Origin of the sequence: Bradyrhizobium centrosematis, assembly GCF_045571495.1 — a bacterium.
Classification (GTDB): Bacteria; Pseudomonadota; Alphaproteobacteria; order Rhizobiales; family Xanthobacteraceae; genus Bradyrhizobium; species Bradyrhizobium centrosematis.
The window spans coordinates 3,261,049-3,285,541 of sequence record NZ_CP120703.1 but is presented as its reverse complement, the minus strand read 5'-3'; the positions used below and the strand labels follow the sequence as shown (position 1 = coordinate 3,285,541).

30 protein-coding genes and 1 tRNA gene are annotated in these 24,493 nt (G+C 64.2%); 15 read left to right on the top strand and 16 right to left on the bottom strand.

The genetic code is table 11. The annotated features are described in order from the left end of the window. Positions 1-14: 14 nt before the first annotated feature. The 6 genes from P6U31_RS15855 to P6U31_RS15830 all read right to left on the bottom strand — a co-directional run bounded on the left by P6U31_RS15855 (position 15) and on the right by P6U31_RS15830 (position 3,077). On the bottom strand, positions 15-317 hold the full coding sequence (locus P6U31_RS15855; protein WP_407189325.1) for a hypothetical protein: 303 nt from the start codon (positions 315-317) through the stop codon (positions 15-17). An 18-nt stretch (positions 318-335) separates the two neighbouring features. Further along, positions 336-836 (bottom strand): curlin, encoded by a 501-nt coding sequence (locus P6U31_RS15850; protein WP_407189324.1) that lies wholly within the window; start codon positions 834-836, stop codon positions 336-338. A gap of 100 nt (positions 837-936) precedes the next feature. After that, positions 937-1,314 (bottom strand): curlin, encoded by a 378-nt coding sequence (locus P6U31_RS15845; protein WP_407189323.1) that lies wholly within the window; start codon positions 1,312-1,314, stop codon positions 937-939. A gap of 44 nt (positions 1,315-1,358) precedes the next feature. Further along, positions 1,359-1,751 (bottom strand): curlin, encoded by a 393-nt coding sequence (locus P6U31_RS15840; protein WP_407189322.1) that lies wholly within the window; start codon positions 1,749-1,751, stop codon positions 1,359-1,361. A gap of 116 nt (positions 1,752-1,867) precedes the next feature. Next, a complete protein-coding gene (locus P6U31_RS15835; RefSeq protein WP_407189321.1) occupies positions 1,868-2,251 on the bottom strand; it encodes a curlin subunit CsgB in 384 nt (127 codons plus the stop codon). A gap of 178 nt (positions 2,252-2,429) precedes the next feature. Further along, positions 2,430-3,077, bottom strand: a complete 648-nt coding sequence (locus P6U31_RS15830; RefSeq protein ID WP_407189320.1) for a response regulator transcription factor — start codon at positions 3,075-3,077, stop codon at positions 2,430-2,432. Positions 3,078-3,668: 591 nt separating this feature from the next. On the opposite strand from P6U31_RS15830, the gene P6U31_RS15825 reads away from it, so the two are divergent. The 5 genes from P6U31_RS15825 (at position 3,669) to P6U31_RS15805 (ending at position 9,567) form a co-directional block, all read left to right on the top strand. Continuing rightward, the gene (locus P6U31_RS15825; RefSeq protein ID WP_407189319.1) at positions 3,669-5,096 is read left to right on the top strand and encodes an efflux RND transporter periplasmic adaptor subunit; all 1,428 of its coding nucleotides are present in this window, start codon (positions 3,669-3,671) and stop codon (positions 5,094-5,096) included. Then, positions 5,093-5,815 (top strand): ABC transporter ATP-binding protein, encoded by a 723-nt coding sequence (locus P6U31_RS15820; protein WP_407189318.1) that lies wholly within the window; start codon positions 5,093-5,095, stop codon positions 5,813-5,815. Before P6U31_RS15825 ends, P6U31_RS15820 begins: the two co-directional genes overlap by 4 nt. After that, the gene (locus P6U31_RS15815; protein WP_407189317.1) at positions 5,812-7,035 is read left to right on the top strand and encodes an ABC transporter permease; all 1,224 of its coding nucleotides are present in this window, start codon (positions 5,812-5,814) and stop codon (positions 7,033-7,035) included. The genes P6U31_RS15820 and P6U31_RS15815 overlap by 4 nt, the downstream gene beginning before the upstream one ends. A gap of 51 nt (positions 7,036-7,086) precedes the next feature. Further along, complete coding sequence (locus P6U31_RS15810; protein WP_407189316.1) at positions 7,087-7,404, top strand: response regulator transcription factor; 318 nt, start codon at positions 7,087-7,089, stop codon at positions 7,402-7,404. A 306-nt stretch (positions 7,405-7,710) separates the two neighbouring features. Continuing rightward, positions 7,711-9,567: an alkaline phosphatase family protein gene (locus P6U31_RS15805; RefSeq protein ID WP_407189315.1), complete on the top strand. Its 1,857-nt coding sequence runs from the start codon at positions 7,711-7,713 to the stop codon at positions 9,565-9,567. 37 nt (positions 9,568-9,604) lie between these two features. Here P6U31_RS15805 and P6U31_RS15800 read toward each other — a convergent pair whose 3' ends face one another. Then, complete coding sequence (locus P6U31_RS15800) at positions 9,605-10,177, bottom strand: hypothetical protein (protein WP_407189314.1); 573 nt, start codon at positions 10,175-10,177, stop codon at positions 9,605-9,607. A gap of 393 nt (positions 10,178-10,570) precedes the next feature. Between P6U31_RS15800 and P6U31_RS15795 the strand changes: the two genes are divergently transcribed. Further along, complete coding sequence (locus tag P6U31_RS15795; protein ID WP_407189313.1) at positions 10,571-11,230, top strand: peroxiredoxin; 660 nt, start codon at positions 10,571-10,573, stop codon at positions 11,228-11,230. Between the two features lie 131 nt (positions 11,231-11,361). Here P6U31_RS15795 and P6U31_RS15790 read toward each other — a convergent pair whose 3' ends face one another. After that, the gene (locus P6U31_RS15790; protein WP_407189312.1) at positions 11,362-13,092 is read right to left on the bottom strand and encodes a methyl-accepting chemotaxis protein; all 1,731 of its coding nucleotides are present in this window, start codon (positions 13,090-13,092) and stop codon (positions 11,362-11,364) included. Positions 13,093-13,207: 115 nt separating this feature from the next. Between P6U31_RS15790 and P6U31_RS15785 the strand changes: the two genes are divergently transcribed. Beyond that, positions 13,208-14,653 (top strand): cryptochrome/photolyase family protein, encoded by a 1,446-nt coding sequence (locus tag P6U31_RS15785; protein ID WP_407189856.1) that lies wholly within the window; start codon positions 13,208-13,210, stop codon positions 14,651-14,653. Between the two features lie 66 nt (positions 14,654-14,719). Beyond that, positions 14,720-15,001, top strand: a complete 282-nt coding sequence (locus tag P6U31_RS15780; RefSeq protein WP_407189311.1) for a histone — start codon at positions 14,720-14,722, stop codon at positions 14,999-15,001. A gap of 84 nt (positions 15,002-15,085) precedes the next feature. Here P6U31_RS15780 and P6U31_RS15775 read toward each other — a convergent pair whose 3' ends face one another. Further along, positions 15,086-15,958 (bottom strand): DMT family transporter, encoded by an 873-nt coding sequence (locus P6U31_RS15775; RefSeq protein WP_407189310.1) that lies wholly within the window; start codon positions 15,956-15,958, stop codon positions 15,086-15,088. A gap of 97 nt (positions 15,959-16,055) precedes the next feature. Continuing rightward, positions 16,056-16,502 carry a hypothetical protein gene (locus P6U31_RS15770; protein WP_407189309.1) on the bottom strand — a complete coding sequence of 149 codons (447 nt, stop codon included), beginning with the start codon at positions 16,500-16,502 and terminating at the stop codon, positions 16,056-16,058. Positions 16,503-16,791: 289 nt separating this feature from the next. On the opposite strand from P6U31_RS15770, the gene P6U31_RS15765 reads away from it, so the two are divergent. Beyond that, positions 16,792-17,055 carry a hypothetical protein gene (locus P6U31_RS15765; protein ID WP_407189308.1) on the top strand — a complete coding sequence of 88 codons (264 nt, stop codon included), beginning with the start codon at positions 16,792-16,794 and terminating at the stop codon, positions 17,053-17,055. Positions 17,056-17,085: 30 nt separating this feature from the next. On the opposite strand, the gene P6U31_RS15760 is transcribed toward P6U31_RS15765, so the two are convergent. Together P6U31_RS15760 and P6U31_RS15755 are read right to left on the bottom strand one after the other, a co-directional pair. Continuing rightward, positions 17,086-17,547: a host attachment protein gene (locus P6U31_RS15760; protein ID WP_407189307.1), complete on the bottom strand. Its 462-nt coding sequence runs from the start codon at positions 17,545-17,547 to the stop codon at positions 17,086-17,088. Between the two features lie 39 nt (positions 17,548-17,586). Beyond that, positions 17,587-17,997 carry a DUF3775 domain-containing protein gene (locus tag P6U31_RS15755; protein ID WP_407189306.1) on the bottom strand — a complete coding sequence of 137 codons (411 nt, stop codon included), beginning with the start codon at positions 17,995-17,997 and terminating at the stop codon, positions 17,587-17,589. A gap of 236 nt (positions 17,998-18,233) precedes the next feature. On the opposite strand from P6U31_RS15755, the gene P6U31_RS15750 reads away from it, so the two are divergent. Together P6U31_RS15750 and P6U31_RS15745 are read left to right on the top strand one after the other, a co-directional pair. After that, positions 18,234-18,512 carry a hypothetical protein gene (locus tag P6U31_RS15750; RefSeq protein WP_407189305.1) on the top strand — a complete coding sequence of 93 codons (279 nt, stop codon included), beginning with the start codon at positions 18,234-18,236 and terminating at the stop codon, positions 18,510-18,512. A 448-nt stretch (positions 18,513-18,960) separates the two neighbouring features. Then, positions 18,961-19,929, top strand: coding sequence for a helix-turn-helix domain-containing protein (locus P6U31_RS15745; protein ID WP_407189304.1), 969 nt, complete (start codon positions 18,961-18,963; stop codon positions 19,927-19,929). Between the two features lie 70 nt (positions 19,930-19,999). Here the strand turns inward: P6U31_RS15745 and P6U31_RS15740 are convergent. The 3 genes from P6U31_RS15740 to P6U31_RS15730 form a co-directional block, all read right to left on the bottom strand. Further along, positions 20,000-20,076 (bottom strand) — tRNA-Arg (locus P6U31_RS15740). Positions 20,077-20,223: 147 nt separating this feature from the next. Next, positions 20,224-20,739 (bottom strand): hypothetical protein, encoded by a 516-nt coding sequence (locus P6U31_RS15735; RefSeq protein WP_407189303.1) that lies wholly within the window; start codon positions 20,737-20,739, stop codon positions 20,224-20,226. Between the two features lie 160 nt (positions 20,740-20,899). Beyond that, on the bottom strand, positions 20,900-21,475 hold the full coding sequence (locus P6U31_RS15730) for a hypothetical protein (protein ID WP_407189302.1): 576 nt from the start codon (positions 21,473-21,475) through the stop codon (positions 20,900-20,902). 175 nt (positions 21,476-21,650) lie between these two features. Here P6U31_RS15730 and P6U31_RS15725 point away from each other — a divergent pair, with 175 nt between their 5' ends. Continuing rightward, positions 21,651-22,037, top strand: coding sequence for a VOC family protein (locus P6U31_RS15725; protein ID WP_407189301.1), 387 nt, complete (start codon positions 21,651-21,653; stop codon positions 22,035-22,037). A gap of 57 nt (positions 22,038-22,094) precedes the next feature. On the opposite strand, the gene P6U31_RS15720 is transcribed toward P6U31_RS15725, so the two are convergent. Next, positions 22,095-22,577 carry a hypothetical protein gene (locus tag P6U31_RS15720; protein ID WP_407189300.1) on the bottom strand — a complete coding sequence of 161 codons (483 nt, stop codon included), beginning with the start codon at positions 22,575-22,577 and terminating at the stop codon, positions 22,095-22,097. A 259-nt stretch (positions 22,578-22,836) separates the two neighbouring features. Between P6U31_RS15720 and P6U31_RS15715 the strand changes: the two genes are divergently transcribed. From P6U31_RS15715 to P6U31_RS15705, 3 genes are all read left to right on the top strand, one after another. Then, entirely contained in the window at positions 22,837-23,190 is a 354-nt protein-coding gene (locus P6U31_RS15715) for a GrlR family regulatory protein (protein ID WP_407189299.1), read from the top strand. A 15-nt stretch (positions 23,191-23,205) separates the two neighbouring features. Next, a complete protein-coding gene (locus P6U31_RS15710) occupies positions 23,206-23,946 on the top strand; it encodes a helix-turn-helix domain-containing protein (RefSeq protein WP_407189298.1) in 741 nt (246 codons plus the stop codon). 79 nt (positions 23,947-24,025) lie between these two features. Further along, positions 24,026-24,466: a DMT family transporter gene (locus tag P6U31_RS15705; RefSeq protein ID WP_407189297.1), complete on the top strand. Its 441-nt coding sequence runs from the start codon at positions 24,026-24,028 to the stop codon at positions 24,464-24,466. Positions 24,467-24,493 lie beyond the last annotated feature (27 nt).

The following is a 24,493-nucleotide window of genomic DNA, read 5'->3' as shown; positions in this document are numbered from 1 at the left end:
TGGGCCTTTGCGCGTCACTGCGATTGGTGCTGTTTGAGCAGCCAGTCGAGCAGGTTCTGCATGTCCTGCGGATTTCCGCTGCCCTGCGACACGATCGCGGTGTTGCCGCCGCTGCGCCGATAGACCGTCGTGCGGCCCGGCTCCTTCTCGATCTTGACCTCGGCCTGCGCGGGATTGCCGCTTTGCGTGATGACGGCGGACCCATTCTCGTCCTGGATCACGGTGGTATTGCCGTTGCCGGTCTCGCCGGCGCCGGCTAAATCGGCTGTCGTCGCTGCCATGATGCCAATTCCTGCTGCGAGGATGATGAACCTCATGTCGCACCACCTTTCGGATTACCGGCCGAACTGGAAGATCGCCGCCCAGTTGAAGCGCCCGAACTGCTGCACCGTTCCCCTGTTCATGCTGCCAAGTTGAAGCAGCAGCGCGTTCGTGGAATTCGCGACCTGGGTGATAGAGGCGATGTTGTTCACGCCGGACTGGCCAACCACCGCATTGGTGGTGCCGCCGACCTGGAGCACACTGACATAGTTGGTCGTGCCGTTCTGGACAATGGTCGCATCGACCTCGCCAGTCCCGCCGATCTGGATGACCCGCGCGATGTTGATGGCGCTGTTCTCGAAGATCGTGACCGGCTGGACATTGTTGCCGACCTCCACGACCGTCTCGATACTCACACTCTTGTTCGAGAGCCCGCCTAGTCCGAACCCGCCTGGCCCGTATCCGCCTTGTCCGAAGCCGTAGGATCGCGGTGCCCCTCCGGCCGATGCCGCGGACGCAAAACTGACCAGGGCAATCAACACCGACAGCTCGAAAAGCTGCTTGGTATACTTCATCGCCTTTTCCCCCTGCCGGCTCCTGACGCGGACAAGCGCGCATTCACCTTACGCTCCCCGGATGTGAACATGTCCCGGATCTGCGTTCTGGACTGACCAACTAATGACCGATCTGTGTGATGCTCGACAAATTGAGGCCGCCGAACTGAGCGATCGAGCCGGTATTCCCGGACCCGACCTGGCCAATCGAGCTGACGTTCCACGCGCCGCTCTGACCAACGGCGGTGCTGTTGGTGCCGCCGAACTGCAGGACGCCGGTGGCGTTGTTGGTTCCGTTCTGGGTGACGGTCGCGCTGGTTGTACCGCCGATCATGAATATGCCGACCGCGTTGGTCGGGCTATTCTGGTTGACGACGACCGGCGCCCCATTGATCGAGATGATCGTCCTGGAGTCGACGGTTTGCGCCCGTGCCGGGCCGTTCGCTGCGCAACAGGCGACGAGAGCTGCAGCAGCAGCGATTAGAAGATGCTGGGTCATCACATGTCTCCACACTATTTCCGAGATCTCGGTACCGTCTCGGGTCACGGAGCCGCCTGCAGAACCGTGGAGCCGTTCAGGATCCCTAGCTGGGTCACTCCCGCCGTGTTGTTCAGGCCAATCTGACCGATCAAGCTCGTGTTGGCGCCCCCGGCCTGTGCGACCCCGGCAATGTTGGTCGCGGTCGTCGTCGTGCCACCCTGTCCGATCGTCGCCGAATTGGATGAACCAAGGGATCCCGACTGTACGCTCGAGGCTGCGTTGAAAGCTCCGAATTGCAGGGTCGTCGCGGTGTTGTTGCCCGCGCTGGCCTGGTCGGTCGATGAAAGATTTACCGTGCCGAACTGCAACACGCTGCTCGTGTTAGCAGCTTGAGCATCGACTGACGTCAACGCACTGAGCGTGACGATCGCCGCAACAAAATATCTGATCCGCATGGGACTGCCTCCGCCAGCAGCAGCTGGTCGATCCGTCGTTTCTACTGATCGCGATCACTTCAGGCCTGCCTTGGGTGCACCAGGCTGTGGCGCACCCAAGGGGGTACGGGGCTGGCTTAATGCTGCACAACCACGCCGGTGTTGAGTCCGCCGCCGAGCTGCAGAAGCGAGGAGGCGTTGTTGCCGCCGGAGAACTGGAAGATGCCGGCCGTGTTGTTGCCGGTGGCAACTTGGGCCGTGGCTTGCGCGTTCGCCAAGCCGACCTGGGTGGTCAGGCTGAAGTTGCTGGTCGACCCGCCGGCCGTGGTCGTGCCCTGAGTGGTCTGCGAGAGATTCAGGAGACCGACCTGCGTGGTGGTCGAGCTGTCAGCCACGTGGCCCTGCTGGTCCGTGCTGGATACGTTGACAGCACCGACCTGAGTGGTGGTCGACGTGTTGGCAGCCTGCGCTGCGGAGGACAGGGCGAGGACGGCAACGGAAGCAAAAAACAATTTGCGCATGGAGAATCCCTTTCTAGCAAAGTTGTCTGACTGAGTTCGGATGCCGTCTTGGAAGGGGCGGACATCGTAGGGACAACTTTGAACCGATCGTGTCCTGCGCGACAGACTGCAGTTCATGCTAGTCGGTACGGATTAGACGTTGCGCGAAATCTCGCGCGATAAAAGCTCGGAAGCGACGCTACCCGGCACCGGTGCGCGTCGTCTCCGCTTCGCGCCCCATGCTGTCGATCAGCCGCACCACCTCGATCGGCGTACGCAGCTCCAGCTTTCGCATCATTCTGGCGCGATGGACCTTCGCCGTCACTTCGCTCACGCCGAGTCGCGCCGCGATCTGCTTGGCGACGAGCCCTTCGGCCATCAGCAGCATGATCTCGCGCTCTCGCGCCGTCAGCGTCTCGACGCGCTGGCGGGCTTCACGCACGCTATCTTCGCGTTCCAGCCGCCTGCGATCGCGCTCGATGCCGTGCCTGATCGCGTCGAGGATCTCCTGCTCGCGAAACGGTTTCGGCAGGAACTCGACCGCTCCGCGCTTCATGGCTTCGACCGAGACGCGGACGTCGGAATGGCCGCTGATGAAGACGATCGGAATCGGCACGCCGGTCTCGGCGAGCCGCCGTTGAAGCTCGAGGCCGGTCGGCGAGGTGCCGGGAAAGCGGACATCGAGCACGAGGCAAGAAGGCCCAGGCGAAATGGGCTCCGCGAGGAATGCGTCGGTCGACGCAAACAGCTTCACCTGATGCCCGGTCTCCTCGCAGAGGCTTCCGATCGCGGTTCGAATCTGGACTTCGTCGTCAACGACATAAACTGTGGCTTGACCTGAACTCATGAGCAGCGGCTCCCCCGGCTTGGGGCTCGATGAAAAAGCAACGAACCATCCATTCTTCTTGCAAGCGTGACAAAGGTGCTTGAAATAGAATCGCGAAGGTCGAACGAGGCGCATCGCTCCGCCGGTTCGACCTCTTAGAGCCAACACGCGCCTGAGACGAGTGAAGGCGTTCACATATCGGGCTTCGTGATCGAAAGGATTCGGCCTCGCTTCCGGCGGCGTCGCGTCGGGCCGATATCGAGAATGCGGCAATCCTACGTCGTGGTGTCGCCGGCTGCGTCATGGCATCGCCGCCCATGTGCCGGTTCGAACGCCGGCGGCTTGGCCGCTTCGGCCAGACCAGACGGGACGTTCAATCGGCTTATCCGAGTTCGATACCGCGCGCGTCATATCGATACGCCCGGTATGCCTTGTCTTCAAATCACAAAAAGTAGCACTGCGCGGACTTTACTACTGGATCATCAAACGCACCCGACCGTCGGCCCGGCAGCAGCGACATACTGACGATCGGTATTGCTTTGGGGAATTACAACCACAGCGCGATCACTGTCCGTGCCTCCATGAAGCCATTTCAAGAGGCGGGTTTTTGATATGCGATTTGTGCCAGTCATTGCCTTGCTTGGAACTGCCTGCAGCCTCGCCGCGGTCTATGCCGCAGGGCCGGCCGTGATCGGCGCGGCCGGGGGCGCTGCGAACAAGGCGTCGCATGCCTTGGAATCGACCCGACGCCTGCTCGTGCCCGGCGGGCACAAGGCCTCGACATTTGGGCCCGAGGCGCCGGTGTTCCGCTACGCCTCGATCCAGCGCGGCAGCATCGAGCAGACCGTCACCGTCACGGGTGCCCTGCAGCCGGTCAAGACGATCGAGGTGGGCTCCCAATTGTCCGGGCAGCTCGCCCGGGTCTATGTCGACTTCAACGATACGGTCGCCAAGGATCAGCCGCTCGCCCTGATCGACCCGCGCAGCTTTGCGGCCAAGGTCGATGAAGCCAAGGCGTCGCTGGCGGTCGCCAATTCCATGGTCGACATCGCCAGGGCCAAGCTCGATCGCGCCAGGATCGACCTGCAAAACGCCAGGGGCAGCCGGGACGTGCTCGCCGCCAAGCTCGAAAGCGCCCAAGCGGTCAAGAGCTCGGCTCAGAAGACCCTGCAGCGCAAGCTCGCGCTGCAATCGCAGAACGTGGTGGCGACCACGACGGTCGACGACGCGCAGACGGAGTTCACGGCACGGCTGGCCCAGGAGCGCGAGGCCGAGATCCTGGTCTCACTGAACACCTATTCCGTCGACGGCGCGCAGGCCGATGTGCGCCGCATCGAGGCCGAGCTGCAGCAGGCCCGGATGACGGTGCCCGAGAAGGCGGCCGTCCTCGCCGCGGCCCAGGCCGATCTCGACCGCACCGTGATCCGCTCTCCCATCGACGGTGTCGTCGTCGGCAGGTTCGTCAACGAGGGCCAGACGCTCGCGGTGGGATTGGAGTCGCGCACCACCTTCGTGGTCGCCCATCGGCTGGAAGACATGGAGATCCACGCGCAGGTCGACGAGGCCGATATCGGCCGCATCGCTCCCGGCCAGCGCGCTCATTTCACCGTGGACGCCTACCCGGATCGCCGTTTCGAAGCCGTGGTGCGGCAGGTGCGCAAGGCGCCGCAGACTCAGCAGCATGTCGTCACTTATACCGTCGTGCTCGCGACCTCCAACCTTGACGGCGCGCTGCTCCCAGGAATGACCGCTTTGGTGAAGATCGTGATCGAGCGGCAGGATGACGTTCTGAAGGTGCCGCTCGCCGCACTGCGTTTCCAGCCCTCCGGCATGCGGCCGGAGCCGGCAGGCACCCACAGTGGGGTGTGGGTACGCACCGCGAGCGGCTCGCTCCAGCGCATTGCCGTGACGGTCGGCGCGGCCGGGACCGAACAGGTCGCACTCAAGAGCGGCGATCTCGACGAGGGCAGTCAGGTGGCCGTCGGCCAGGCGATCCGTCCGGCGGGCTTTGAATTTCTCGGAATCAGGTTCGGATCATGACCGCCTCTCCTCTCATCAGCCTCCGCTCGGTCAGCAGGACCTACCGCACCGACGGCATCGCGGTAACGGCGGTGCGCAATGTCAGCTTCGACATCGCGCAAGGCGAGATCGCGGCCGTGATGGGGCCGTCCGGCTCGGGCAAATCGACACTGATGAACATGATCGGGCTGCTCGACCTGCCGAACGAGGGCGCCATCTATCTCGAGGGGGCCGACGTCGCCGGCCTGTCGGAAGATCGCCGGTCGTCCTTGCGCGCCCGCAGCATCGGCTTCGTGTTCCAGTCCTACAATCTGCTCGCCCGCCACAATGCGATCGAGAACGTCGCGCTGCCGCTGGTCTATTGCGGCATCAATCGCAGAGAACGCCTGGCGCGTGCGGAAGCGAGCCTTGAGGCCGTTGGCATGCTGCATCGAGCCCATCATTTCCCGCGGCAGCTCTCGGGCGGCGAGCAGCAGCGCGTCGCGATCGCGCGCGCACTGATCGCCTCCCCGCTGATCGTGCTCGCCGACGAGCCGACCGGCGCCCTCGACAGCCGTACCGGCGCCGAGATCCTGGCCCTGTTTGCCGCGCTCAACCGCACCGGCCAGACCATCGTGATGATCACGCACGATCCCGGCATCGCGACGCAATGCCGCCGCACCATCCGCCTGCATGACGGCGAGCTCGTCAGCGACGAAACGCAATCTCCGATCCTGCCGAAGCGGAGCCTTGCGCCATGACGATGCTCCAGGGTTTTCAGATCGCTCTGCACGCCTTGCGCCTCAATCCGCTGCGCAGCTTCCTCACCATGCTCGGCATCGTCATCGGCGTCGCCTCCATCGTGACGGTGTTCGCGATCGGGGCCGGCGCGCAGCTGCGTCTGCAGGAGCAGATCCGCTCAATCGGCGCCAACGTGCTGATGATCACCCCCGGTGCGGTCTATCAGGGCGGCGTGCGCCTCAAGGACGGCAGCAAGCTGACGATGACCGAGAGCGACGTGCAGGCCATCCTCGAGCAGATTCCGGAAATCCAGGCCGCGGCCGGCTCGCTCGCCGGAACGGCACAGGTCATCCACGAGGGCAGGAACTGGAATACGACAATCAACGGCACGACGACGGGACATTTCATGGTGCGCGACTGGCAGCTTGCCGCCGGCCGCTATTTTTCCAGCGCGGAAGAATCGGGCGCCGGCAAGGTCGTGATCCTCGGAAACAGGGTCGCACGCGAGCTGTTTCCAGCCGGCGACGACCCGATCGGTTCGCAGATCCGGATCATGAAGGTCCCGCTCGAAGTGGTCGGCGTGCTCGACCGCAAGGACCCCGCCCAGGACGATGTCGCCTTCGTGCCGCTCGCCACCGCCAAGCTGCGTTTTCTCGGCAGCGCAAGCAACATCAATCGCGATTCGGTCGCCTACATCATCGCCAAGGTTGCCGGCGACGGACAGATGGCGGGGGCGCGAGCGGAGATCGAGAACCTGCTGCGGCAGCGCCACCGTATTCCCGCCGGTCAGGAAGACGACTTCAAGGTCCAGGATCCCGCCGCCGCCATGGAAGCGCAGCAGGGTGCGATCCGGACCGTCGCGCTGCTGCTCGTCGCCATCGCCTCGGTCTCGCTGCTCGTCGGCGGTATCAGCATCATGAATGTCATGATCGTGTCGGTCACGGAGCGCACGCGGGAGATCGGAATTCGCCGTGCGCTGGGCGGGCGGATGCGCGACATCCGTCTGCAGTTCCTCTGCGAGGCCCTCGTGCTCTGCCTGCTCGGCGGAGCCATCGGGGTCGCCTGCGGCGTCACGCTCTCGATGACGGTCGCCCGTATGGCAGGATGGATCACCTCGATCGACGGTCAGGCGATCGGCCTTGCCCTCGCCTTCTCGATCGCCACCGGCCTCATCTTCGGTTTCTATCCCGCCCACAAGGCATCCAAGCTTAGCCCAATCGAGGCGCTCAAGACGGAGTGAGAAGATGCTGGAGGCGGTCAATTCGGCCCGAAGACCAGGGAGGAGCCCGTCATGAGCCCGGATCCGAAGGATTCGATTACACCGACGCCGCGCGAGCGCGAACTGATGACGTTGATCGCGCGGGGACTGCAGAACAAGACCATCGCCTACGAGCTCAAAATCTCGGAGAACACGGTGCGGGCGCATATCGGCAACATCATGCGCAAGTACCGGCTCCAGAACCGGACGCAGATCGCGATCGCGTTTGCCCTCCACGCGGCCCCCCTGGCGCTGCGCCGCAATCTTGCCAGGGCCGGCCGCCGTCCGCCAGCCGCAAAGCCCGCTCAGGCCCCCGCACCAGGTCCGGAGGTACAGACCGCGCCGGATTGAACGTCGCGGCACAATCCTTGCGGTGACCGACGGGCAAAACACCCCGAGCCGTGCGCCAATGCATACGGCCGAAGATATTCAGTCCCGCCGAATTTCGGCAATCCCATTTGTCGCCGCGACCCGGTCCTGGCTCTATGCCGCAACATTCACGCGCTGCGTCGCGTCCGGGACGCGAGAGCAACGCCATTCCTTTTCCGGCCCTCTTGCATCGGCAACGGCTCTTGTAACAAAACTGTCATCCACGGAAACTAAACGAACCGGGGGCCGCGGTCGGCGGCCATGCCGCCTCACCGCCAGGAGACCTCCATGCGCCGTTCACTGCTGTTGCTGTCCGCCGGACTGACAGTGTTGTCCACCGGACTTGCTTCCGCCCAGAACAACACTCCCCGCAATCTCATCCTGTTCATCCCGGATGGTCTGCGCGCGCTGAAGGTCACCCCCGAAACGGCCCCCGCGATGGCGGAAGTCCGCGACAAGGGCGTCAACTTCAAGAACCCGCACTCGCTCTTCCCGACCTTCACCATGGCCAACGGCTCGGCGATGTCGACCGGCCATTATCTCGGCGATACCGGCGTGTTCTCCAACACGATCTGGACCAACTACACCTCGGCCCCGGCGGGCGACACCGTGGTCCCCTTCATCGAGAACGACGCCGTGCTCGGCGACATCGACGAGCATTTCAAGGGCGACTATCTCAACGAGGAGACGATTCTAAAGCTGGCTCGCAGCAAGGGCCTCAGCACCGCGGCAATCGGCAAGGTCGGCCCGACCTACCAGTTCGACCACACCGACAAGCCCGAAAAGGCCGGCCAGCATTCGATCGTGTTCGACGATTCCACCGGCGGCAAGAACGGGGTGGCGCTGTCGGACGAGGTGAAAGAAGCGCTGACCAAGGCCGGCCTGCCCACCGCCACGCCGCCGCGCGGCGACAATTCCAAGGCGGGCGACGCCAAGACGCCGGGCACCACGGTCGCAAACGTCGCCCAGCAGGCCTATTTCGCCGACGTCGCCACCAAGGTGGTGCTGCCGATGTTCAAGGCGCGCAACAAGCCGTTCGTGCTGGTGTTCTGGTCGCGCGACCCCGACGGCAGCCAGCACAACACCGGCGACAGCCTCAATCAGATCATGCCGGGCATCAACGGGCCGACCTCGATGGCCGGCATCAAGAACGCCGACAACAATCTCGCCCAGCTCCGCAAGGCGCTCGACGAGCTCGGGCTCGCGGCCTCAACCAACATCATCATCTCGGCCGACCACGGCTTCTCCACCATCTCCAAGGAGAGCAAGACCAGCCCGTCGGCCAAGGTCAGCTATGACGATACGCCCAAGGACTTCCTGCCGATGGGCTTCTTGGCGCTCGACCTGGCGAAGGCGCTCGATCTGCCGCTGTTCGACCCCAACGACAAGAATGCCAAGATCGAAGGCAACAAGCATCCGAAGGCCGGCAACGGCGTGCTCGGCAACGATCCGGCCAAGCCCGACCTCGTCGTCGCCACCAATGGCGGCTCCGACCTCGTCTATCTCCCGAACAAGGACAAGAAGCTGGCGGCGAGGACCATCAAGGCGCTGCTCGAACAGGACTACGTCTCCGGCCTGTTCGTCGAGGACTCGCTCGGCCGCTTCCCGGGCACGTTGCCGCTGTCGAGCGTCAACCTGCGCGGCAAGGCGGCAACGCCGACGCCGTCGATCGTGGTCAACTTCCGCTCTTATGCCAGCGATTGCGGCGAAGCGCCGACCAACTGCTCGGTGCAGGTGGCCGACACCGTGCTGCGTCAGGGCCAGGGCATGCATGGCAGCTTCAGCCGGGGCGACACCATGAACTTCATGGCCGCCATCGGCCCGGACTTCAAGTCCGGCTTCGTCGACGAGCTGCCGGTCAGCAATGCCGATGTCGGCATGACCGCGGCCCGTCTCATGGACCTGCGCGCCTCGCAGAACGGCGGCCTGGTCGGCCGGGTGATGTCGGAGGCGCTGCCCAACGGCGTCGTGCCGAAGGCGTTCAAGATGGTCGAGAGATCGAAAAAGAAGGCCGAGAATGGTCTGGAGACCGTGCTCAACGTCCAGCGCGTCGGCAGCCAGCGCTATTTCGATGCCGCCGGTTTCCCCGGCCGCACGCTGGGCCTCGAGCCTGATAGCGGCAAACAAGAAACGGCGGGGAAATAACCCCGCCGTTCAGATGCTCCTCGCAAGAGGTGCGAATTCACATGCCGATGTCGAACACGTTCGGCAATTGGCCCGCCAGAGGCAGCGCGGTGGCGCCGAGGAAGGTCGCCACCATCGCCATCAGGCGACGGTTGTTGTGGCGCTTGCCGCGCATCTGGCCGGCGATCCACTCCAGCATCTCGCCGTTGACCTTGGAAGCATAGGACGGCGCCCAGCTCTCGATGTCGGTGTCGGGCGACAGCGCGACGCTGCGCGGCGGCACCTTCAGGCCCGAGGCGCTTGCGGCATAATGGGCAACGGCCTTCGCCAGCAGGTCGTCGAAGCGACCACCATCGGTGCGTTCGGTCGCGGCCTCGTTGATCTCGAACAGGACTTCAGCTTCCGCGCGGCTCACCGGCTGGTCGTTGACGGCAGTGGCGGTCAGGATACGCGCGCACCAGGCGGTGTCATCGGCATCGAGCGAACGGGAGAAGTGCACCCTTCCCTTGGTGGTCGGACCTTCGCCCGTGATCACGCCGTCGCGCACGATGGAGAGTGCATGAGCCGCGGTATCGCGGCAGGATGGTTCGAGGGACGACGACTCGACAGATTTAGGCGCAGCGGCAGACATAGTTCACTTCCAGATTTCTTCTGACCGGTCAGCATTTTCATGCTGACGTAAAGGGGTGGTTAACGATTTGATACGGTGGTCGCGACTTTTCTAGATGGTTGCCAATTGGTCGCTGTCGGGACCATTTTGGTTCTAGCTCGCGACGGGCGAGCGTGATGGAAGTCATAAAAGGCATTATCGGGGCGAGCGAGACCGTGTGAGCCCGGGTGGGGCTGTTTCGCCGCAGGTGCCGCTGTAACAATAAGTTGCTAGAAAATCGGCCCTTCAAGGAAGGAATTCACATTTTACTTGAGCCGGTTCAGTTGGCGTTCACTTAGACTCGTAGGCCCCCTATAATGAGGGCGGCCACCAAAGACGAATTCTGCAGTAAATTCAACGCGATGAGGTAAAATCATGACACTTCCGATCGGCGCCACCGCCCCCGACTTCGAAGCCGAGACCACCGAAGGGAAGATCAAGTTCCACGACTGGATCGGCAACAGCTGGGCCCTCCTGTTCTCTCATCCCAAGGACTTCACACCGGTTTGCACGACCGAGCTCGGCGCGCTCGCCAAGCTGAAGCCGGAATTCGACAAGCGCGGCGTTAAGCTCATGGGCCTCTCGGTTGACCCGGTCGACAACCACGCCAAATGGTCGGAAGACATCAAGGAGACGCAGGGCGCAGCTCCCAACTATCCGATGATCGGCGATACCGATTACAACGTCTCCAAGCTCTACGGCATGCTGCCGGCCGCCATCTCGGGCGATCCCCTCAAGCGCACCGCCGCCGACAACCAGACCGTCCGCAACGTCTTCGTCATCGGCCCCGACAAGAAGATCAAGCTGGTGCTGGTCTATCCGATGACCACGGGCCGCAACTTCCAGGAGATCCTGCGCGTCATCGACTCGCTGCAGCTCACTGCCAAGCATCGCGTCGCGACGCCGGCCGACTGGTCACAAGGCGACGACGTCATCATCGCGGGCTCGGTCTCCAACGACGAGGCCAAGACGATCTACCCGCAGGGCTGGAAAGAGCCGAAGCCCTACATCCGCATCGTGCCGCAGCCGAAGTGACTTTGGCGGTCGCGCACAGCGACTGCAAAAAGTCATCCCGGGATGGTCCGAAGGACCAGACCCGGGATCTCGAGATCCTCTGGTGCGCAGTTGCGCACCAGAGCTCGGTCCTGCGGACCGCCCCGTTCGGATTACGCCGCGCGGACGCGGTCCAGGAAACCGTCGACCTCTGCCTTCAGGTGCAGGCTCTCGCTCGATAAGGCCTGGGCGGAGGCAAACATCCGGCTCGAGGTTTCGCCCGTCTCGCTGGCGCCCTTGGCGGCATGGCGGACGTTGACGGCGACATCGGCCGTGCCTGACACCGCGGCGCGAACGCTGGACACGATGTTGTGCGTCGCGCTCTTCTGCTGCTCGACGGCAGCCGAGATCGAGCCCGCAATGCCGCTGATGCGCTCGATGGTCTGGCTGATCGCCTTGATGGCCGCAACCGACTCCTCGGTCGCGAGCTGCATGCTCTCGATCTGGTTGGAGATCTCGTCCGTCGCCTTCGCGGTCTGGCCGGCCAGCGTCTTGACCTCCTGGGCCACCACCGCAAAGCCGCGGCCGGCGTCGCCCGCGCGCGCGGCCTCGATGGTGGCGTTCAGGGCCAACAAGTTGGTCTGCTCGGCGATCGAGGTGATCAGCTTGACGACGTCGCCAATGCGCGCGCCGGCCTCGGAGAGCTGCGCGATGCGCTGGTCGGTTGCCTCGGCCTGGCGGACCGCCTCGGCGGAAATCTCGTTGGATTCCTGCACTCGCCGCGTGATCTCGGAGATCGATTGAGACAGCTCGTCGGAGGCCGACGCCGCCGAACGCACGTGCTCGGAAGCGTTTTCGGAAGCGCCGGCGGATCGTGCCGACAGATCGGCGGTGGAGCGTGCGACGTCGGTCAGTTGCCGCGCCACGCGCTCGAACTCGCCCGACGAGGTCAGCACCTTGTCGAGGATGCCGCCGACGCTGCCGCGAAACTCCTCGACGAAGTTGCGCAGGTCGGATTTGCGCTGCTCGGCGGCTGCGGCCGAGGCCGCCGCCTGCTCGCTGCGCAGGCGCGCCCGCTCCAGCGAATTGCTCTTGAATACCGCAACCGTGCGGGCGATCTCGCCGATCTCATCGGCGCGATCCTCGCACTCGATCGCGACGTCGCTCTGGCCGTTGGCAAGCGCGGTGAGCGAGCGGGTAACCGAGGTGAGCGGACGGGTGACGCGGCGCACGACCAGCAGAGTCAGGACCAGCACCACAAGCGCGGCAAGGCCGGCGGCCGCCGCCATGCTCTGGATCGCGTGGGCCAGCATGCTCTCGTACTGCATCATGGGGATGCCGACATAGAGAATGCCGACGACCTTGCCGGCGCCGTCCACGATCGGGAAATAGGCGGTCATGAACGATTTGCCGAACAGCGTCGCCGGACCCTTGTAAGCCTCGCCGCGGCGCAGCGGCGCCTGCCCCGGATGGTCGGCTGCGAGCTGAGTGCCGACGGCACGGTCGCCATTTTCCTTCTTCACGTTGGTGGAGCGGCGGACGAACTGCCCGCTCGCATCGTCGAACACGAACAGGGTCGCATTGCCGCCGACATAGGACACCGCGCGATCGACGATGGCGTGATCACCAAAGTCGGGCATCCTGGGGATTTCGGCGCGCACCACCGCGCCATCCCGCATCGTGATCTTGGCAGCTGGGACTGTTTCGGTGAAGGCTAGCGCCAGCGTGCGCAAATTGACCTCGATGTCGCGCAATGCGCGGTCATTGAAGGCGGACGTCAGTGACCAATAGCCGGCGCCGACCACAAGCGCCGTGTTCACGGCGATCAGCAGCACGGCGCACAGCACCGCTTTCGTGCCCAGCTTGAACTGCGGCAAGAACTTTCCAGTCAGAACCTTTGACATGAATGGAATGACCCCCGTAATTCCTGCATAATGGTGCAGCCGGATTACGGTCGCATTAACGACGGTTCCCACCTCCGCCTTCCGATATGCTTTCCAAATCGTAAACGAGGACGCCCTGACCCCGCCGAGCGCGCCCCCCATCATCGTCTGGTTCCGCGACGACCTTCGCCTGTCCGACCATCCCGCCCTGCACGCCGCTGTGAAGACCGGTGCGCCGGTGCTCTGTCTCTTCGTCCTCGACGACAGCGCCGGGCGGGCGCCCGGCGCCGCAACGCGCTGGTGGCTGGCGCAATCGCTGCGATCGCTCGGGGCCGCGATCGCCGCGCGCGGCGGGTCGCTCGTCCTGCGCAAGGGACCGGCCGCCAAGGTCATCGGCGAGGTGGCCCACCAGAGCGGCGCTCGCGCTGTCTATTGGAATGCAATCGCGCAAGCGCCGCATCAGGCTGTCGAGCGCCAGCTCGCAGCGATGCTGGCAAGGCTCGGCATCGGCTCGCAAAGCTTTGCCGGCGATCTCCTTGTCCCGCCCTCGGCAATCCGCACCAAGGACGGCCGCGGCCTGCGCGTGTTCACGCCGTTCTGGCGGCGCGTACTGTCGCTCGGCGATCCGCCAAAACCGTTGCCTACCCCGAAGCAGCTGCGCCCCGGACCGAAGATCGCCGGCGATGTGCTGGAGAGCTGGCGACTCGCGCCGAGCACGCCGGACTGGGCGGGCGGGTTGCGCGAGGCATGGACCCCGGGCGAGGCCTCCGCGCGAGCGCGCCTGCGCGACTTCCTCAGCCACACCTTACGCGGCTATGTCGGCGATCGCGATCGCCCGGATCGCGATGGCACCTCAAGGCTCTCGCCGCATTTGAGGTTCGGGGAGCTCAGCCCGCGCCAGATCTGGCACGCGGCGCGGTTCGCCGCGGACGAGGATCCGACACTCGGACCCGGCATCGAAAAGTTCCTGAGCGAGCTCGGCTGGCGCGAGTTCTGCCGCCACCTCCTCCACGATCATCCCGACCTCGCCATCGCAAACCTGCAAACGAACTTCGACAGCTTCCCCTGGACGCGCGACGCCAAGGCGCTCGCGGCCTGGCACCGCGGCCGCACCGGCTATCCGATCGTCGATGCCGGCTTACGCGAACTCTGGCGCACGGGAGTGATGCACAACAGGGTGCGGATGGTGGTCGCCTCCTTTCTGGTCAAGCACCTCTTGATCGACTGGCGCGAGGGCGAAGCCTGGTTCTGGGACACGCTGGTCGATGCGGACGCCGGCAGCAATCCCGCCAATTGGCAATGGGTCGCCGGCTGCGGCGCCGACGCCGCGCCTTATTTCCGCGTGTTCAATCCGCAGCTCCAAGGCGAGAAGTTCGATGCGGATGGAAGCTACGTTCGGCGCTGGGTGCCGGAGCTAAAGGACATGCCGGCCAAGCTGATTCATCGGCCCTGGCAGGCAACGCCGATCGAGCTTGCGAGCGCAGGCATCACGCTCGGCAAGACCTATCCGCAGCCGATCGTCGATCATGCCAAAGGCCGCGAGCGCGCGCTCGCTGCTTACGCGACGATCCGCAGAAGTTGAGCGCGGCTTTGACACGATTCCGAAACCCGCTATCGTCACCACTGCAGTCAAACCGTGGGGGGCGACATGGACGACGACAAGCCGATCACCGAGCAGGCGATTGAAACGATCACCACCGCCGTGGAAGCGACCAAGGACGCGGCAGTGACCGCCGTCAAGAAAGTCAGGCAGGCCGCGAAAAAAGTAGCGCCGAAGAAGAAGGCCAAGACGGCTCCGAAGAAGAGCTCAAAGAAAGCCGCCAAGACATCCTCGAAGAAAGCGGCCAAAAAGACCGCGAAGAAGGGTGCCAAGAATTCGACCAAGAAAGCTGCAAAGGCAAACAAGAAGGCCAAGAAGGCGAAGCGCTGATCATAGCGATCAGGCCGGGTCCTGCGGATGCGCGCGCATCCGGAGACCAGCGCCGCGATCCCGTGCTCCCGCCGCTCCCTGCGCCTACGCGCGCCGGTTGACGACGAACACCGCGGCCGCACACATCGCCATGCCGGCAATTGCCAGCCCATCGAGCTTCTCTCCGAACAGCATGTAAGCCATCAGCGCGGTCACGGCCGGCACCAGATAGAACAGGCTCGCGACCGAGGTCGCCGCGGCGTGACGGATCAGCCAGTAGAGCAGCCCGATCGATCCGATCGAGAGCGCCACGGCGAGCCAGGCGAGCGCCAGCACGAACTCCCGCGTCCAGTGCACCACGCGGTCCTCGAACAGGAAGGCTCCGATCGCGAAAAAAATGGTGACGGCGACATATTGCACGAGATTGCCGGCGCGCCAGTCGATCTGATTGCAGTAGCGGCGCTGATAGAGCGTGCCGAGCGTGATGCTGATCAGCGAGACCACCGAGGCGAGCCAGCCAAGCCCGGCTTCGCCGGTCATGGGACGGTTGTGCAGGATCATCACCACGCCGCCGAGGCCGAGCACCAGCCCTGCCCATTGCAGCGGCGTCACCCGCTCGCCGAGCCAACGATTGGCGATCGTCGAGGTCAGGATCGGCTGAAGGCCGGGGATCAGCGCAGAGAGCCCGGCCGGAATCGAATGGGCGATCGCGATTGCGGTGCCACCGAGATAGAAGCCATGGACGAGGATGCCGGCGACCGCGCTATGCGCAATGCCGGCACGGTCCGGCCATTTCGGCCGGGCGAGGCCGGCGATGATCGCCATCAGGCCGACCACGATCGCCATGCGGATGGCGAGATAGGTCAAGGGATCGGCGTTGTCGACGACGTATTTGGTGCCGATGAATCCTGTGCTCCACAGCAGGACGAACAGGATTGGCGCGGCGCGGGCCGTCAGGGCTTCTTGATTATGATTCATTGCCGCCCTCATTGCCCCACCCGGGGCTATGCGGCAATGCGAATTTCGGTCGGGCGATGCTGCGCTGCGACGGACGCCGGCGGCTCAGCCCAGCCGCTCACCATTCTTCCGGACAGGGATCGACGATCTTCCAGAGCTCGACGCCGTTCTTGATCTTCTTCATGTCCGTGGTGAGCCCGCCGTTGCGGCGAATCCAATCCTTCACCGTATCGGGGTAGTAGGACATCAGGTCGGAAGTCCCCTCGGAGCTGGTCACCTTGATGCCGAAGGTGAAGGCCTTGTCGTAATAGGCCTGATGGAAGCCGAGGCTCGCGCGCGGCGTCACGCAGATCTTGTTCATCGGCACGATGCCGAGCACCAGCGTGCAGGCCGAATTGCAGATGCCGTCGATGATGACCCGCTCGCCCTTCTCGCGGACGCGCTTGTACTTGGCCTTGTATTCCTCGACATAGCCGCCATGGTCGCGGGTAATATGCAGCTCGGCCCGCGCCGGCGTAGCGGCGACGAGGCAGAGCGACAGCAGGCTCAGAAGCGTGATGCGCATGGCGAGGTGACGGCGGCAGCCTTCAGAAAGACACCGGCCTCGAAGGAGCCCAACGGGCCGGCGACAGGATCTTAACCGAATAGTCTTTGGTCACACTTGTGTGGGGAATTCGTTAAGCATCCCGAAAAGGCCAAAAATGGGCAGTCTTCGGCCGCATATCCGGCAATTCTGTCACACCCGCCCGGAAATCTGAGGGATCAGGCCGGATTTCCGGGCATCGGACCGGTGCCTCGCAGGCTCGAAATGGCTATAGATGAGGGGCTATTCGCGCGGGTTCCGGAGAATCGAGATGAGCAAGTTGAAGCTTGTAGCCGCGGTTGCAGCCCTGTCGGGTGCAATCCTCGCCCCTGGCCTTGCGGAGGCGGGCGGCCACCACCGGCACCACCGCACTTACGCCAACCCGTTGCCCTACCCGATCAGCTATGTCCACAATTACGGGCCCGGTATCAGCCCCGGCACCTTCGCCTATTACGACGGCCCGTCGACCAATCACTGCTACCAGAGCTCGGCTGCCTATGTCGGCCAGGACCGCCGCCGGCACCCCTGCTACTGAGGCGCGCCGGCGCGTCTGCACCGGGCGCCCTTATTTGGCGGCGCCCGAGCGCAGCAATTGCTTCTCGATCTCGTAGACCGGCAGCTTGACGAGATCCTTACCGACTTCTCCTTGAAGTGCCTTGCGCACGACGTCCGAGTAATCGGCGCGGATCATGCCAAGCGCGCGCGGCGAGGCCACCATGGTCAGGGCCGTGGTCTCGCCGGAGCTGATGGCGGCATCGAGCCGGCCGGCCAAGCTTCGCAGGAAGGCGCGCTCGGCCTCGTCATGCCAATCGGTCTGCTCGACCGAGCTGCGGGCGCCGCCGGCAGCGGCGTGCACTCGCCCCGGCGCGTCGCTCCCTTGCGCGCTGGTTGCGGGATTGGGCTGCTCGTGCACCTCCTTGGTGTGGAGGTTCGGAAACATCTCGTCGCCGAGGTTTTCCAGAATGAGCGCCTTGCGCCCGTCGCACACGACCAGCCAGTCGCCCTTGTCGATTCTCATTTTGTCCATTGCCACTCTCCTTGAAACTTATGGACGCCGCGGCCGGCATCAGAGATGTTCTTCGAATTCCTCAAAGGACTTGCCGAACTGCGCCATCGCCTCCTCCAGATAGTCGGCGAGCATTGGCGTGCCGATCAGGTAGGACGCGGTGCGCTGGTTGTGCGCCTGCGCGGCCTGGGTCCGCAGTTCGCGCCAATTGGAGAGATCACCGTCGCCGCGGCCGAGCCAGGTCAGCGCCACAAGATCGATCTGCTCGTCGACATTGAGATCGCGGATAAAGCCCGCGAGCTCCGCACGGTCGGTGGTCCCGCCGCGCCCTCCGCGGCCATAGCTCATGTCATCGTCGCCGAAGTCCAGGACGACGCCGCCTCCGGCCGCCTCGTTGTCGGACCGGCGCGATTTGGAAATGACGAAGAAGACTTTCTCCGGCGAGATCGACAGATTTGGAATGACTCGCATCCAGCTCACCTTGTCCGGCAGCAAGCACCATGCCTGCCGTCACACCAACACTATGAGCCGGCGCAGGCTTGCGAATTGCGCAGGATCAAGGTTGGCGGCACGTCATCGGACGCGGCTACAGCCAGCCAGAGCAGCGATTGGCCAAAGGCCTCTTCATCAGCATTACATTTCGGCTTCGCCACAATTTGAGCAGAACATCTTCGATATCCTGCTTTGCGTAAGCGGAGGAAGACATCATGACTTTCAAGATCGGCCTCGTCGGCGCAGGCCTGTTCGGTGCCATGTTGGGCGCGTTGGCGGCATCGCCGGCGTCCGCCATGCCCATCGCGCCGGCGCCTGCGACGCCGCAGCTCTCCGGCGTCGAGCAGGTCCGCATGGTCTGCGATGCATGGGGGCGCTGCTGGTGGCGTCCGAACTATTATGGGTATTACGGTCCGCGGCCATATTACGGCCCGCGGTATTATCGGCCGCGCTACTACGGCTATTATGGCCCGGGCTACTATCGCCGCTGGTGACGTCTGAAGGGGCCCTCGGGCCCCTTCGCTTTTGCGAGATCAGGCCTGGCGCCGTTGTCACCGGCCTAGAGCGGTTCCAAAACTGATCCAGATCAAAGCGGAAGCCGCCCTCACCGGCATTCTACGGCAATGGCCGAGTTGATCGTCTTTCGATGCCCTCAGACGGGCATGAACGTGCAGACGCATCTGGAGAAACAGGAGAGGACAGAGGGACAGAGCTTTGCGTCCTTCGCCTGTCCCGCCTGCACGCGGCTGCACTTCATCGACCTCGCTTCGGGAAAGCCGATGAGCCGAGAACGTTGACGGTGACATTGACCGGACCAACGTCATGGCATGATGTCCGCAATACTACGGCCTGGAATTCGATTTACTGAAGCGCGATGTTTCGCCATTGATGGCGGTAATCGACGTTCATTTGATTGTCACATTTCAGCAGCCGGTCCAATCCATGTTGTTCGACGCCCTCGCCCCCTCCTCCGCGCTTCAGGTGATCGGCTTTGCCGACGTCGATGCGTTTCGGCCGGTCGAGACGGTGGAAGATGCGAGAAGCATTCCGCTCGACATCCCGAACTTCGCCGCGGCCCGCGCTGTCGTCTCCCTGCCGGCGTGCCGCATCATCGTGATGAGATCGTTCGCGCGCATCCTCGACACCGCCTATCGGATGCCGGGCGGGATGGTGATCCTGTCCATGACCGACGACCTCCAGGTCAACTTCAAGGGCCTCGACCTTGATGCGCGCTTCTTCGTCACACTCCGCGGCACTGACGAATGCCATTTCGTCGAGCCCCAGACCAATCATCATGCGATGATCATCTTCTCCCCCGAGCTGAAGGACCGGGGCTGGTTCGATCGCGCCGACGACTTGCGAGCCCGTGTTGCGAACCGGCCCGCCCTGCTCCACACGCGGCAGCTGCTGCTCGACATCCTGCGCACCGCCTCAGTGCAGCCGCTCCTGTTCGAGACCACCGAGGTGGCCGCGCATCTCCAGGAGGGCCTGCTGCTCGCGCTCGACGATTTGTTTCGGGTCGATCCGATGCCGGATCTGAGCGCCTCGGTCCAGGGCGAGCGAGCGATCAAGCTCGTGCAGCGCATCGACGATTACGTCGCAGCCTATCCCACCGCGCCGATCTACACCGCCGATCTCGCCGCTCAGTTCGGTGTCTCGATCCGGACGCTCGGCGGCGCGGTCAGCAAGGTGCGGGGCATGAGCCTGCACCAGTACATTCGCCTCAAGAGGTTGTGGGCGACCCGCGCCCGCCTGCTCAAGGGCGGTGGCGCCACCGTCGCCACGTGCGCGCGTGCCCAGGGCTTCCATCATCTCGGCGAGTTTGCCGCAGCCTACCGCGCGATCTTCCACGAGGCGCCCTCCGACACCCTCGCACGCGGCCGGCAAGGCGCTTGCCGTCAGGTTGACTGACGCGGCCAGCCCTTGCGACGGTTGCTCGGCCTCAGCGCCGGTTCGGAACATATCTGGAACACAGTGAGGCTGGCGCGCTCGGAAGGATTCGAACCTCCGACCCTCGGAATCGAAATCCGATGCTCTATCCAGCTGAGCTACGAGCGCCTGGGCCCGATTGGCAACAATCGGGACAACACCGCATCGCGGCTGAGGCCAGCGCACCGAGCGGTGTTCGGATGGGTTGGAATTAGCAGAGAGACCGACGAATAAAAAGCCCTTCCCGCCTCGTTTCGAAGCGGGGCGGTGCCGTTCTTACCAGGTATTGCCGAAGAAGCCGAATTGCGGGCGCTGCGCCACCATCATCGGCCGGTCCTGCTGTTGCGGTACCAAACGCGCTCTGGCGACCTTGCGCTTCGGCGGCTGCGCCTGAGCAGGCTGGGCCTGCGTTTGAACCTGCAGCTTGGCGTCCGTCTTTTTCGCCGCAGCGGCGTCGGTCTTGGGAGCCGGCGTGAACTGGGCGAACGTCTCGCGCACCCGCGCCTTGGCCGACATCTCGGCGAGAGCTGCCGACGTGGCGTCCTGAACCGGCGGCTGAGGCGGAACGACGGCGGCGGTCTTCACCGCAGGCGGTATGATCGTGGGCTGGGTGGTGTCGAGCACGACACGCTCGGGCAGGTGGCGGTCGGAGCGAATCCGGATCAGCGGCTGATCATTGCCTACCGTGGCGGTGGCCTGCACAACCGGTTGCGATGGCAGAACAAAGTCAGCTGCGAATAGCAGTGCGAGTAGAGCCCCACCGACAAACATGAAATACCGAAAGATGGGCATTGGCCGCGCTCCGCCCCCCGCATCCCCGCGTGGGCTCTCCGCCTCAACAGGCGATCTCTCAATTGGTTCCTGGCCCAGCCGTTCGGTTCAAATGGCGACGTGAGGTTTTTTGGCCAAGGGTCGCGCAAGGTAACTTTTCCGCTACCGGAACATGTCGCCTTCACGCGCGGCGCGCCGCAACCAGCGAGCATTTTGCCTGATCGGCATTAACGTTGACGAAGCCGACGGGAATCCGCGCAAAGGTCTTGCGGCTCCTCATGCTGACCGGATCTGCCAGCACGCGACTGCGATCGGTGAGATGGCTGCCGTCACGCCGCGCAAAGGCGCAGACGATCTCGACATCCTTTACGGCATAGTCATTGTCGTTTCGCAGCGTGAACGTCACCAGGGCTTTTGATCCGAGGCCGCCGCGGCGCCAGGTCTGCGATGAAATGCGCAAGCGAGCGAGCTCCGCCATCGCCGGCACTTCCGCCTCGGGAGCCGAAGGTACCGTTACCGCCGCATCATCAGGAGGAGCCGTCCCGGCGGCAGCCACCTCCGACTTCACCGGCTCGGTACTGTTGCCTTTGGACAGCGGCAGCAGCATCCACACACCGCATCCGAGGATGATGGCTGCCAGCAGCCACAGCAGACTTCGGCCAAACGAGACGCTCGCGATCGTCACGGCCCGCGCCAGTCGCTCGCCGCTTGTTCCGGCGAAACGCCCCAACCTGGTCCGGTCAAGCCGCGCGTTCATGACATCCCGATAGCGGCCGAAGCACGTCGGACGACGGATTCGGCTACAAGCTCATTTCAATCCGGAAGACGACCTAAGGTTCCGCGCGGTTGCGAATCGGCAAGGACGGTGGCGGTTGCCGGTTACGGCCGCTAACATGCGCTGCAACATCAAAGCCCTCGCGGGAGAACATGAAATGCCAATCGCCGTCACTTGGGATCACGTCCATCTGCGCAGCCCCGATCCGGAGGCCACGGCGGGCTGGCTGCGGGACATCCTCGGCGGCGAGGTCGTGCGCGCGCCGGGACGGATCGACGTGAATCTCGGTGGCGCCAGGATCTTCATCGCGCCGCTCGAGGGCGACAACACCGTCAACCCGCCGCCCCCGCACCCGCACCAAGGCCTCGACCATTTCGGCCTGACGGTGAAGGACATCGACGCCGTCGCGGCCGAGATCAAGGCCAAGGGTGTCACCTTCACGCGCGAGCCGACCACGATCCGGCCCGGCGTGCGCATCTGCTTCATTCGCGGCCCCGAAGGCATCTCGATCGAGCTGCTCGAGCGAGACAAGAAATATACCTGACGCGGCGCTTGCCGCGCCGTACATCGGGCCACCGGGCAAGGTACCGCCCGGTGCGGCTCAAGTCATGCTACCGGGCATAAAGCAGCGGATCGTGACGCCCATATAGCCGTAGATCGGCCAGACCATTGTGCGCCCGACACGGTTCGGCTCCGCGATCACGGCTTCCTCGGGCACATCGACCCAGACCAGTTCCTGCTGCTGGCCGTCGATCGCGTAGCCGTAGCGTGGCACACGGACGCGATAATGCCCGTCTTTGCTGTCCCAGTCGCTATCCGAGAGCGCCGAGCCGTCGGCATCGGAGCAGCACGGCCCCTTGCCGCTGCGCAGGCCGTCAAACCAGGCTTTCAAATCGGGATTGGTGTTGGCGAACTGGCCGCGGTCGCGCGCATGTCCGAACGGGGCTGCAAGCGCCATCAACGCCAGGACGCAAGCGAAGCTTGCGACGCCTCGCCAGCGTGTCGAGCTGGCGCCGTAGCATGTCTTGGAACGCGCACTGTACAGACGCGACTCATCGCCGCCGGATTTGATCCAGTTCCTCATCGTCTTGCTCCAGCACCCCGCGGCCAGTGCAACAAATGGCTATGCATTTCACGGGCCAAGTCCGATTCGCAGCGACCGGCCCCGTCTCGTCATCAGGCCGTCATGAGGCGCCACACGCAAGCCGGGACAATTACGGCTCGCGGCGGCAGGCACTTGCGGCTGGCCGCCAAACTGCCGCGTTGCGCGAGCGGATGCGCTTTGGCATAAAAGCAGGACCGGTCTACGCCATTGGGCGATGGCGGCCGGCCGACGGGACGTTATGAAGAACGGCCTCTATTCGATTCATGTGACCCTGCTCGATGGTCGAGTCGGCAAGGGCAGCGGTGTCATTCTTTTCCGCGACGGCAAGATCCTTGGCGGCGATGCCTATCTCTATTACACCGGCAGCTACGTGGTGAAGGACAGCACGAACTTCAAAGGCGAGGTGCTGGTGCAACGGCACACCTCGCCACGGGGCGATGACAATCCGCTGTTCGGCGGCCCTGCCCCGGTTGGCATCGGCGTCAGCGGCACCTACACGGACACGCGCGCGGAGATGATCGGCACGGCGCTGGTCGGCAAGGCCAGCCTGATCTTCGGCGCCACCCTGCACAAGCTCGCTGACGTCGATTAGATGCGCGGCCGAAACATGGCCCCTGACATCCTGAGCAAGAGGTTGCAGGCGGTGAAGATGCCTGGAGCGTGGACATATGGTCCGTTGGCTCGCGGCTCGGCGATCGAGCTGGGCCGTCTCACTGCGGCCTCGGCAACCGTGCTTGCGTGTCACATTCACCCGGACGTTCAAATCGCCACCGTCACGGAAGGATGGCGGACGTACACGAGCGTGTTCGGCGAGTTCCGCGCTGTCGCCGGCGACATCGTCGTGATTCCGAAGGGCGTACCACATGCCTCGCGCGGCGGCGCCGGCTCCATCATCACCCATCTCTATGTACCGAGCGATCATGCAGCCGTGAGAGAGATCTCGAGGCCGCTCCGCATCCGCCACTCGCGGGCAATCCTGCCCGACGAGGTACTCGATGCGATCGGCTCGCACGGTCCGTGGCCGCGAGATCCCGTGCGGCCGGAGCGAGGTGCCGCGCTGGTGGAACTGGTTTCGGGTGACGATCTCGACATCCGCAGAATGGCGGCACGGGAGGGCCGATCCACCGACGGCTTCATTCGGCTGTTCAAGCGAGAGGTTGGCATGACGCCAGCCGCCTATCGTCTCGCGCGGCGACTGGCGTCGGCGCGCTCGCAGCTGAAGTGCGGCGATGCGGTTGCCGACGTCGCCTATGCCGGTCTGTTCTCCGACCAGAGCCACCTTGGTCGTCTGTTTCGGCGCGCTTATGGCGCAACGCCGGCCGCCTATCGGTCGGCGTTCGCAGACTGAAGCCGTCGATTTCGTTCCAGACGTGAATTGACCCGGGCGCTACGCTGGCAGCATCTCTCCATGCCATTGCGAGCCGCGCATGAATCTTCTCGCACCTCTCCTGGTCCTGTCTGCGGGCCTGAGCCTCGCCTTTCAGCAGGTGCTGAACGCCAGCCTGGGCAGCGCCATGCAATCCGCGAAATGGGCGGCGTTCGTGAGCTATCTTGGCGGAACGATCGCGCTGCTGCTGGCTCTCGTCGTCGCGCGGGAGCCGATGCCGACGGCCGCCCTCGCCGGGCGAGCTCCCTGGATCGCCTGGACCGGAGGAGGCTTCGGTGCGATCTTCATCGCGACCAGCATCTTGATGGTGCCACGTCTCGGCGTGGCGACCGTGCTCACGCTGGTCGTTGTGGGCCAGTTGGTCGGTTCGTTGGCGCTCGACCAGGCCGGCATGTTCGGCCTACCGCAGCATCCGATCACGCTGACGCGCGCGTTGGGGGTCCTGTGTCTCGTCCTGGGCGCGGCTCTTGTTCGTGGGTGACGACACCAATAGGCATCCACGCGTTCG

What these genes read in the sequence shown, in the direction of transcription:
- P6U31_RS15725 (WP_407189301.1), top strand. Translation starts at nt 21,651, where the DNA reads ATGCCAATCGCCGTCACTTGGGATCACGTCCATCTGCGCAGCCCCGAT.
- P6U31_RS15745 (WP_407189304.1), top strand. Translation starts at nt 18,961, where the DNA reads ATGTTGTTCGACGCCCTCGCCCCCTCCTCCGCGCTTCAGGTGATCGGC.
- P6U31_RS15815 (WP_407189317.1), top strand. Translation starts at nt 5,812, where the DNA reads ATGACGATGCTCCAGGGTTTTCAGATCGCTCTGCACGCCTTGCGCCTC.
- P6U31_RS15710 (WP_407189298.1), top strand. Translation starts at nt 23,206, where the DNA reads ATGGCCCCTGACATCCTGAGCAAGAGGTTGCAGGCGGTGAAGATGCCT.
- P6U31_RS15830 (WP_407189320.1), bottom strand. Translation starts at nt 3,077, where the DNA reads ATGAGTTCAGGTCAAGCCACAGTTTATGTCGTTGACGACGAAGTCCAG.
- P6U31_RS15820 (WP_407189318.1), top strand. Translation starts at nt 5,093, where the DNA reads ATGACCGCCTCTCCTCTCATCAGCCTCCGCTCGGTCAGCAGGACCTAC.
- P6U31_RS15855 (WP_407189325.1), bottom strand. Translation starts at nt 317, where the DNA reads ATGAGGTTCATCATCCTCGCAGCAGGAATTGGCATCATGGCAGCGACG.
- P6U31_RS15780 (WP_407189311.1), top strand. Translation starts at nt 14,720, where the DNA reads ATGGACGACGACAAGCCGATCACCGAGCAGGCGATTGAAACGATCACC.
- P6U31_RS15765 (WP_407189308.1), top strand. Translation starts at nt 16,792, where the DNA reads ATGAGCAAGTTGAAGCTTGTAGCCGCGGTTGCAGCCCTGTCGGGTGCA.
- P6U31_RS15760 (WP_407189307.1), bottom strand. Translation starts at nt 17,547, where the DNA reads ATGGACAAAATGAGAATCGACAAGGGCGACTGGCTGGTCGTGTGCGAC.
- P6U31_RS15735 (WP_407189303.1), bottom strand. Translation starts at nt 20,739, where the DNA reads ATGCCCATCTTTCGGTATTTCATGTTTGTCGGTGGGGCTCTACTCGCA.
- P6U31_RS15790 (WP_407189312.1), bottom strand. Translation starts at nt 13,092, where the DNA reads ATGTCAAAGGTTCTGACTGGAAAGTTCTTGCCGCAGTTCAAGCTGGGC.
- P6U31_RS15770 (WP_407189309.1), bottom strand. Translation starts at nt 16,502, where the DNA reads ATGCGCATCACGCTTCTGAGCCTGCTGTCGCTCTGCCTCGTCGCCGCT.
- P6U31_RS15840 (WP_407189322.1), bottom strand. Translation starts at nt 1,751, where the DNA reads ATGCGGATCAGATATTTTGTTGCGGCGATCGTCACGCTCAGTGCGTTG.
- P6U31_RS15835 (WP_407189321.1), bottom strand. Translation starts at nt 2,251, where the DNA reads ATGCGCAAATTGTTTTTTGCTTCCGTTGCCGTCCTCGCCCTGTCCTCC.
- P6U31_RS15755 (WP_407189306.1), bottom strand. Translation starts at nt 17,997, where the DNA reads ATGCGAGTCATTCCAAATCTGTCGATCTCGCCGGAGAAAGTCTTCTTC.
- P6U31_RS15720 (WP_407189300.1), bottom strand. Translation starts at nt 22,577, where the DNA reads ATGAGGAACTGGATCAAATCCGGCGGCGATGAGTCGCGTCTGTACAGT.
- P6U31_RS15795 (WP_407189313.1), top strand. Translation starts at nt 10,571, where the DNA reads ATGACACTTCCGATCGGCGCCACCGCCCCCGACTTCGAAGCCGAGACC.
- P6U31_RS15800 (WP_407189314.1), bottom strand. Translation starts at nt 10,177, where the DNA reads ATGTCTGCCGCTGCGCCTAAATCTGTCGAGTCGTCGTCCCTCGAACCA.
- P6U31_RS15805 (WP_407189315.1), top strand. Translation starts at nt 7,711, where the DNA reads ATGCGCCGTTCACTGCTGTTGCTGTCCGCCGGACTGACAGTGTTGTCC.
- P6U31_RS15845 (WP_407189323.1), bottom strand. Translation starts at nt 1,314, where the DNA reads ATGACCCAGCATCTTCTAATCGCTGCTGCTGCAGCTCTCGTCGCCTGT.
- P6U31_RS15825 (WP_407189319.1), top strand. Translation starts at nt 3,669, where the DNA reads ATGCGATTTGTGCCAGTCATTGCCTTGCTTGGAACTGCCTGCAGCCTC.
- P6U31_RS15850 (WP_407189324.1), bottom strand. Translation starts at nt 836, where the DNA reads ATGAAGTATACCAAGCAGCTTTTCGAGCTGTCGGTGTTGATTGCCCTG.
- P6U31_RS15810 (WP_407189316.1), top strand. Translation starts at nt 7,087, where the DNA reads ATGAGCCCGGATCCGAAGGATTCGATTACACCGACGCCGCGCGAGCGC.
- P6U31_RS15750 (WP_407189305.1), top strand. Translation starts at nt 18,234, where the DNA reads ATGACTTTCAAGATCGGCCTCGTCGGCGCAGGCCTGTTCGGTGCCATG.
- P6U31_RS15705 (WP_407189297.1), top strand. Translation starts at nt 24,026, where the DNA reads ATGAATCTTCTCGCACCTCTCCTGGTCCTGTCTGCGGGCCTGAGCCTC.
- P6U31_RS15775 (WP_407189310.1), bottom strand. Translation starts at nt 15,958, where the DNA reads ATGAATCATAATCAAGAAGCCCTGACGGCCCGCGCCGCGCCAATCCTG.
- P6U31_RS15730 (WP_407189302.1), bottom strand. Translation starts at nt 21,475, where the DNA reads ATGAACGCGCGGCTTGACCGGACCAGGTTGGGGCGTTTCGCCGGAACA.
- P6U31_RS15715 (WP_407189299.1), top strand. Translation starts at nt 22,837, where the DNA reads ATGAAGAACGGCCTCTATTCGATTCATGTGACCCTGCTCGATGGTCGA.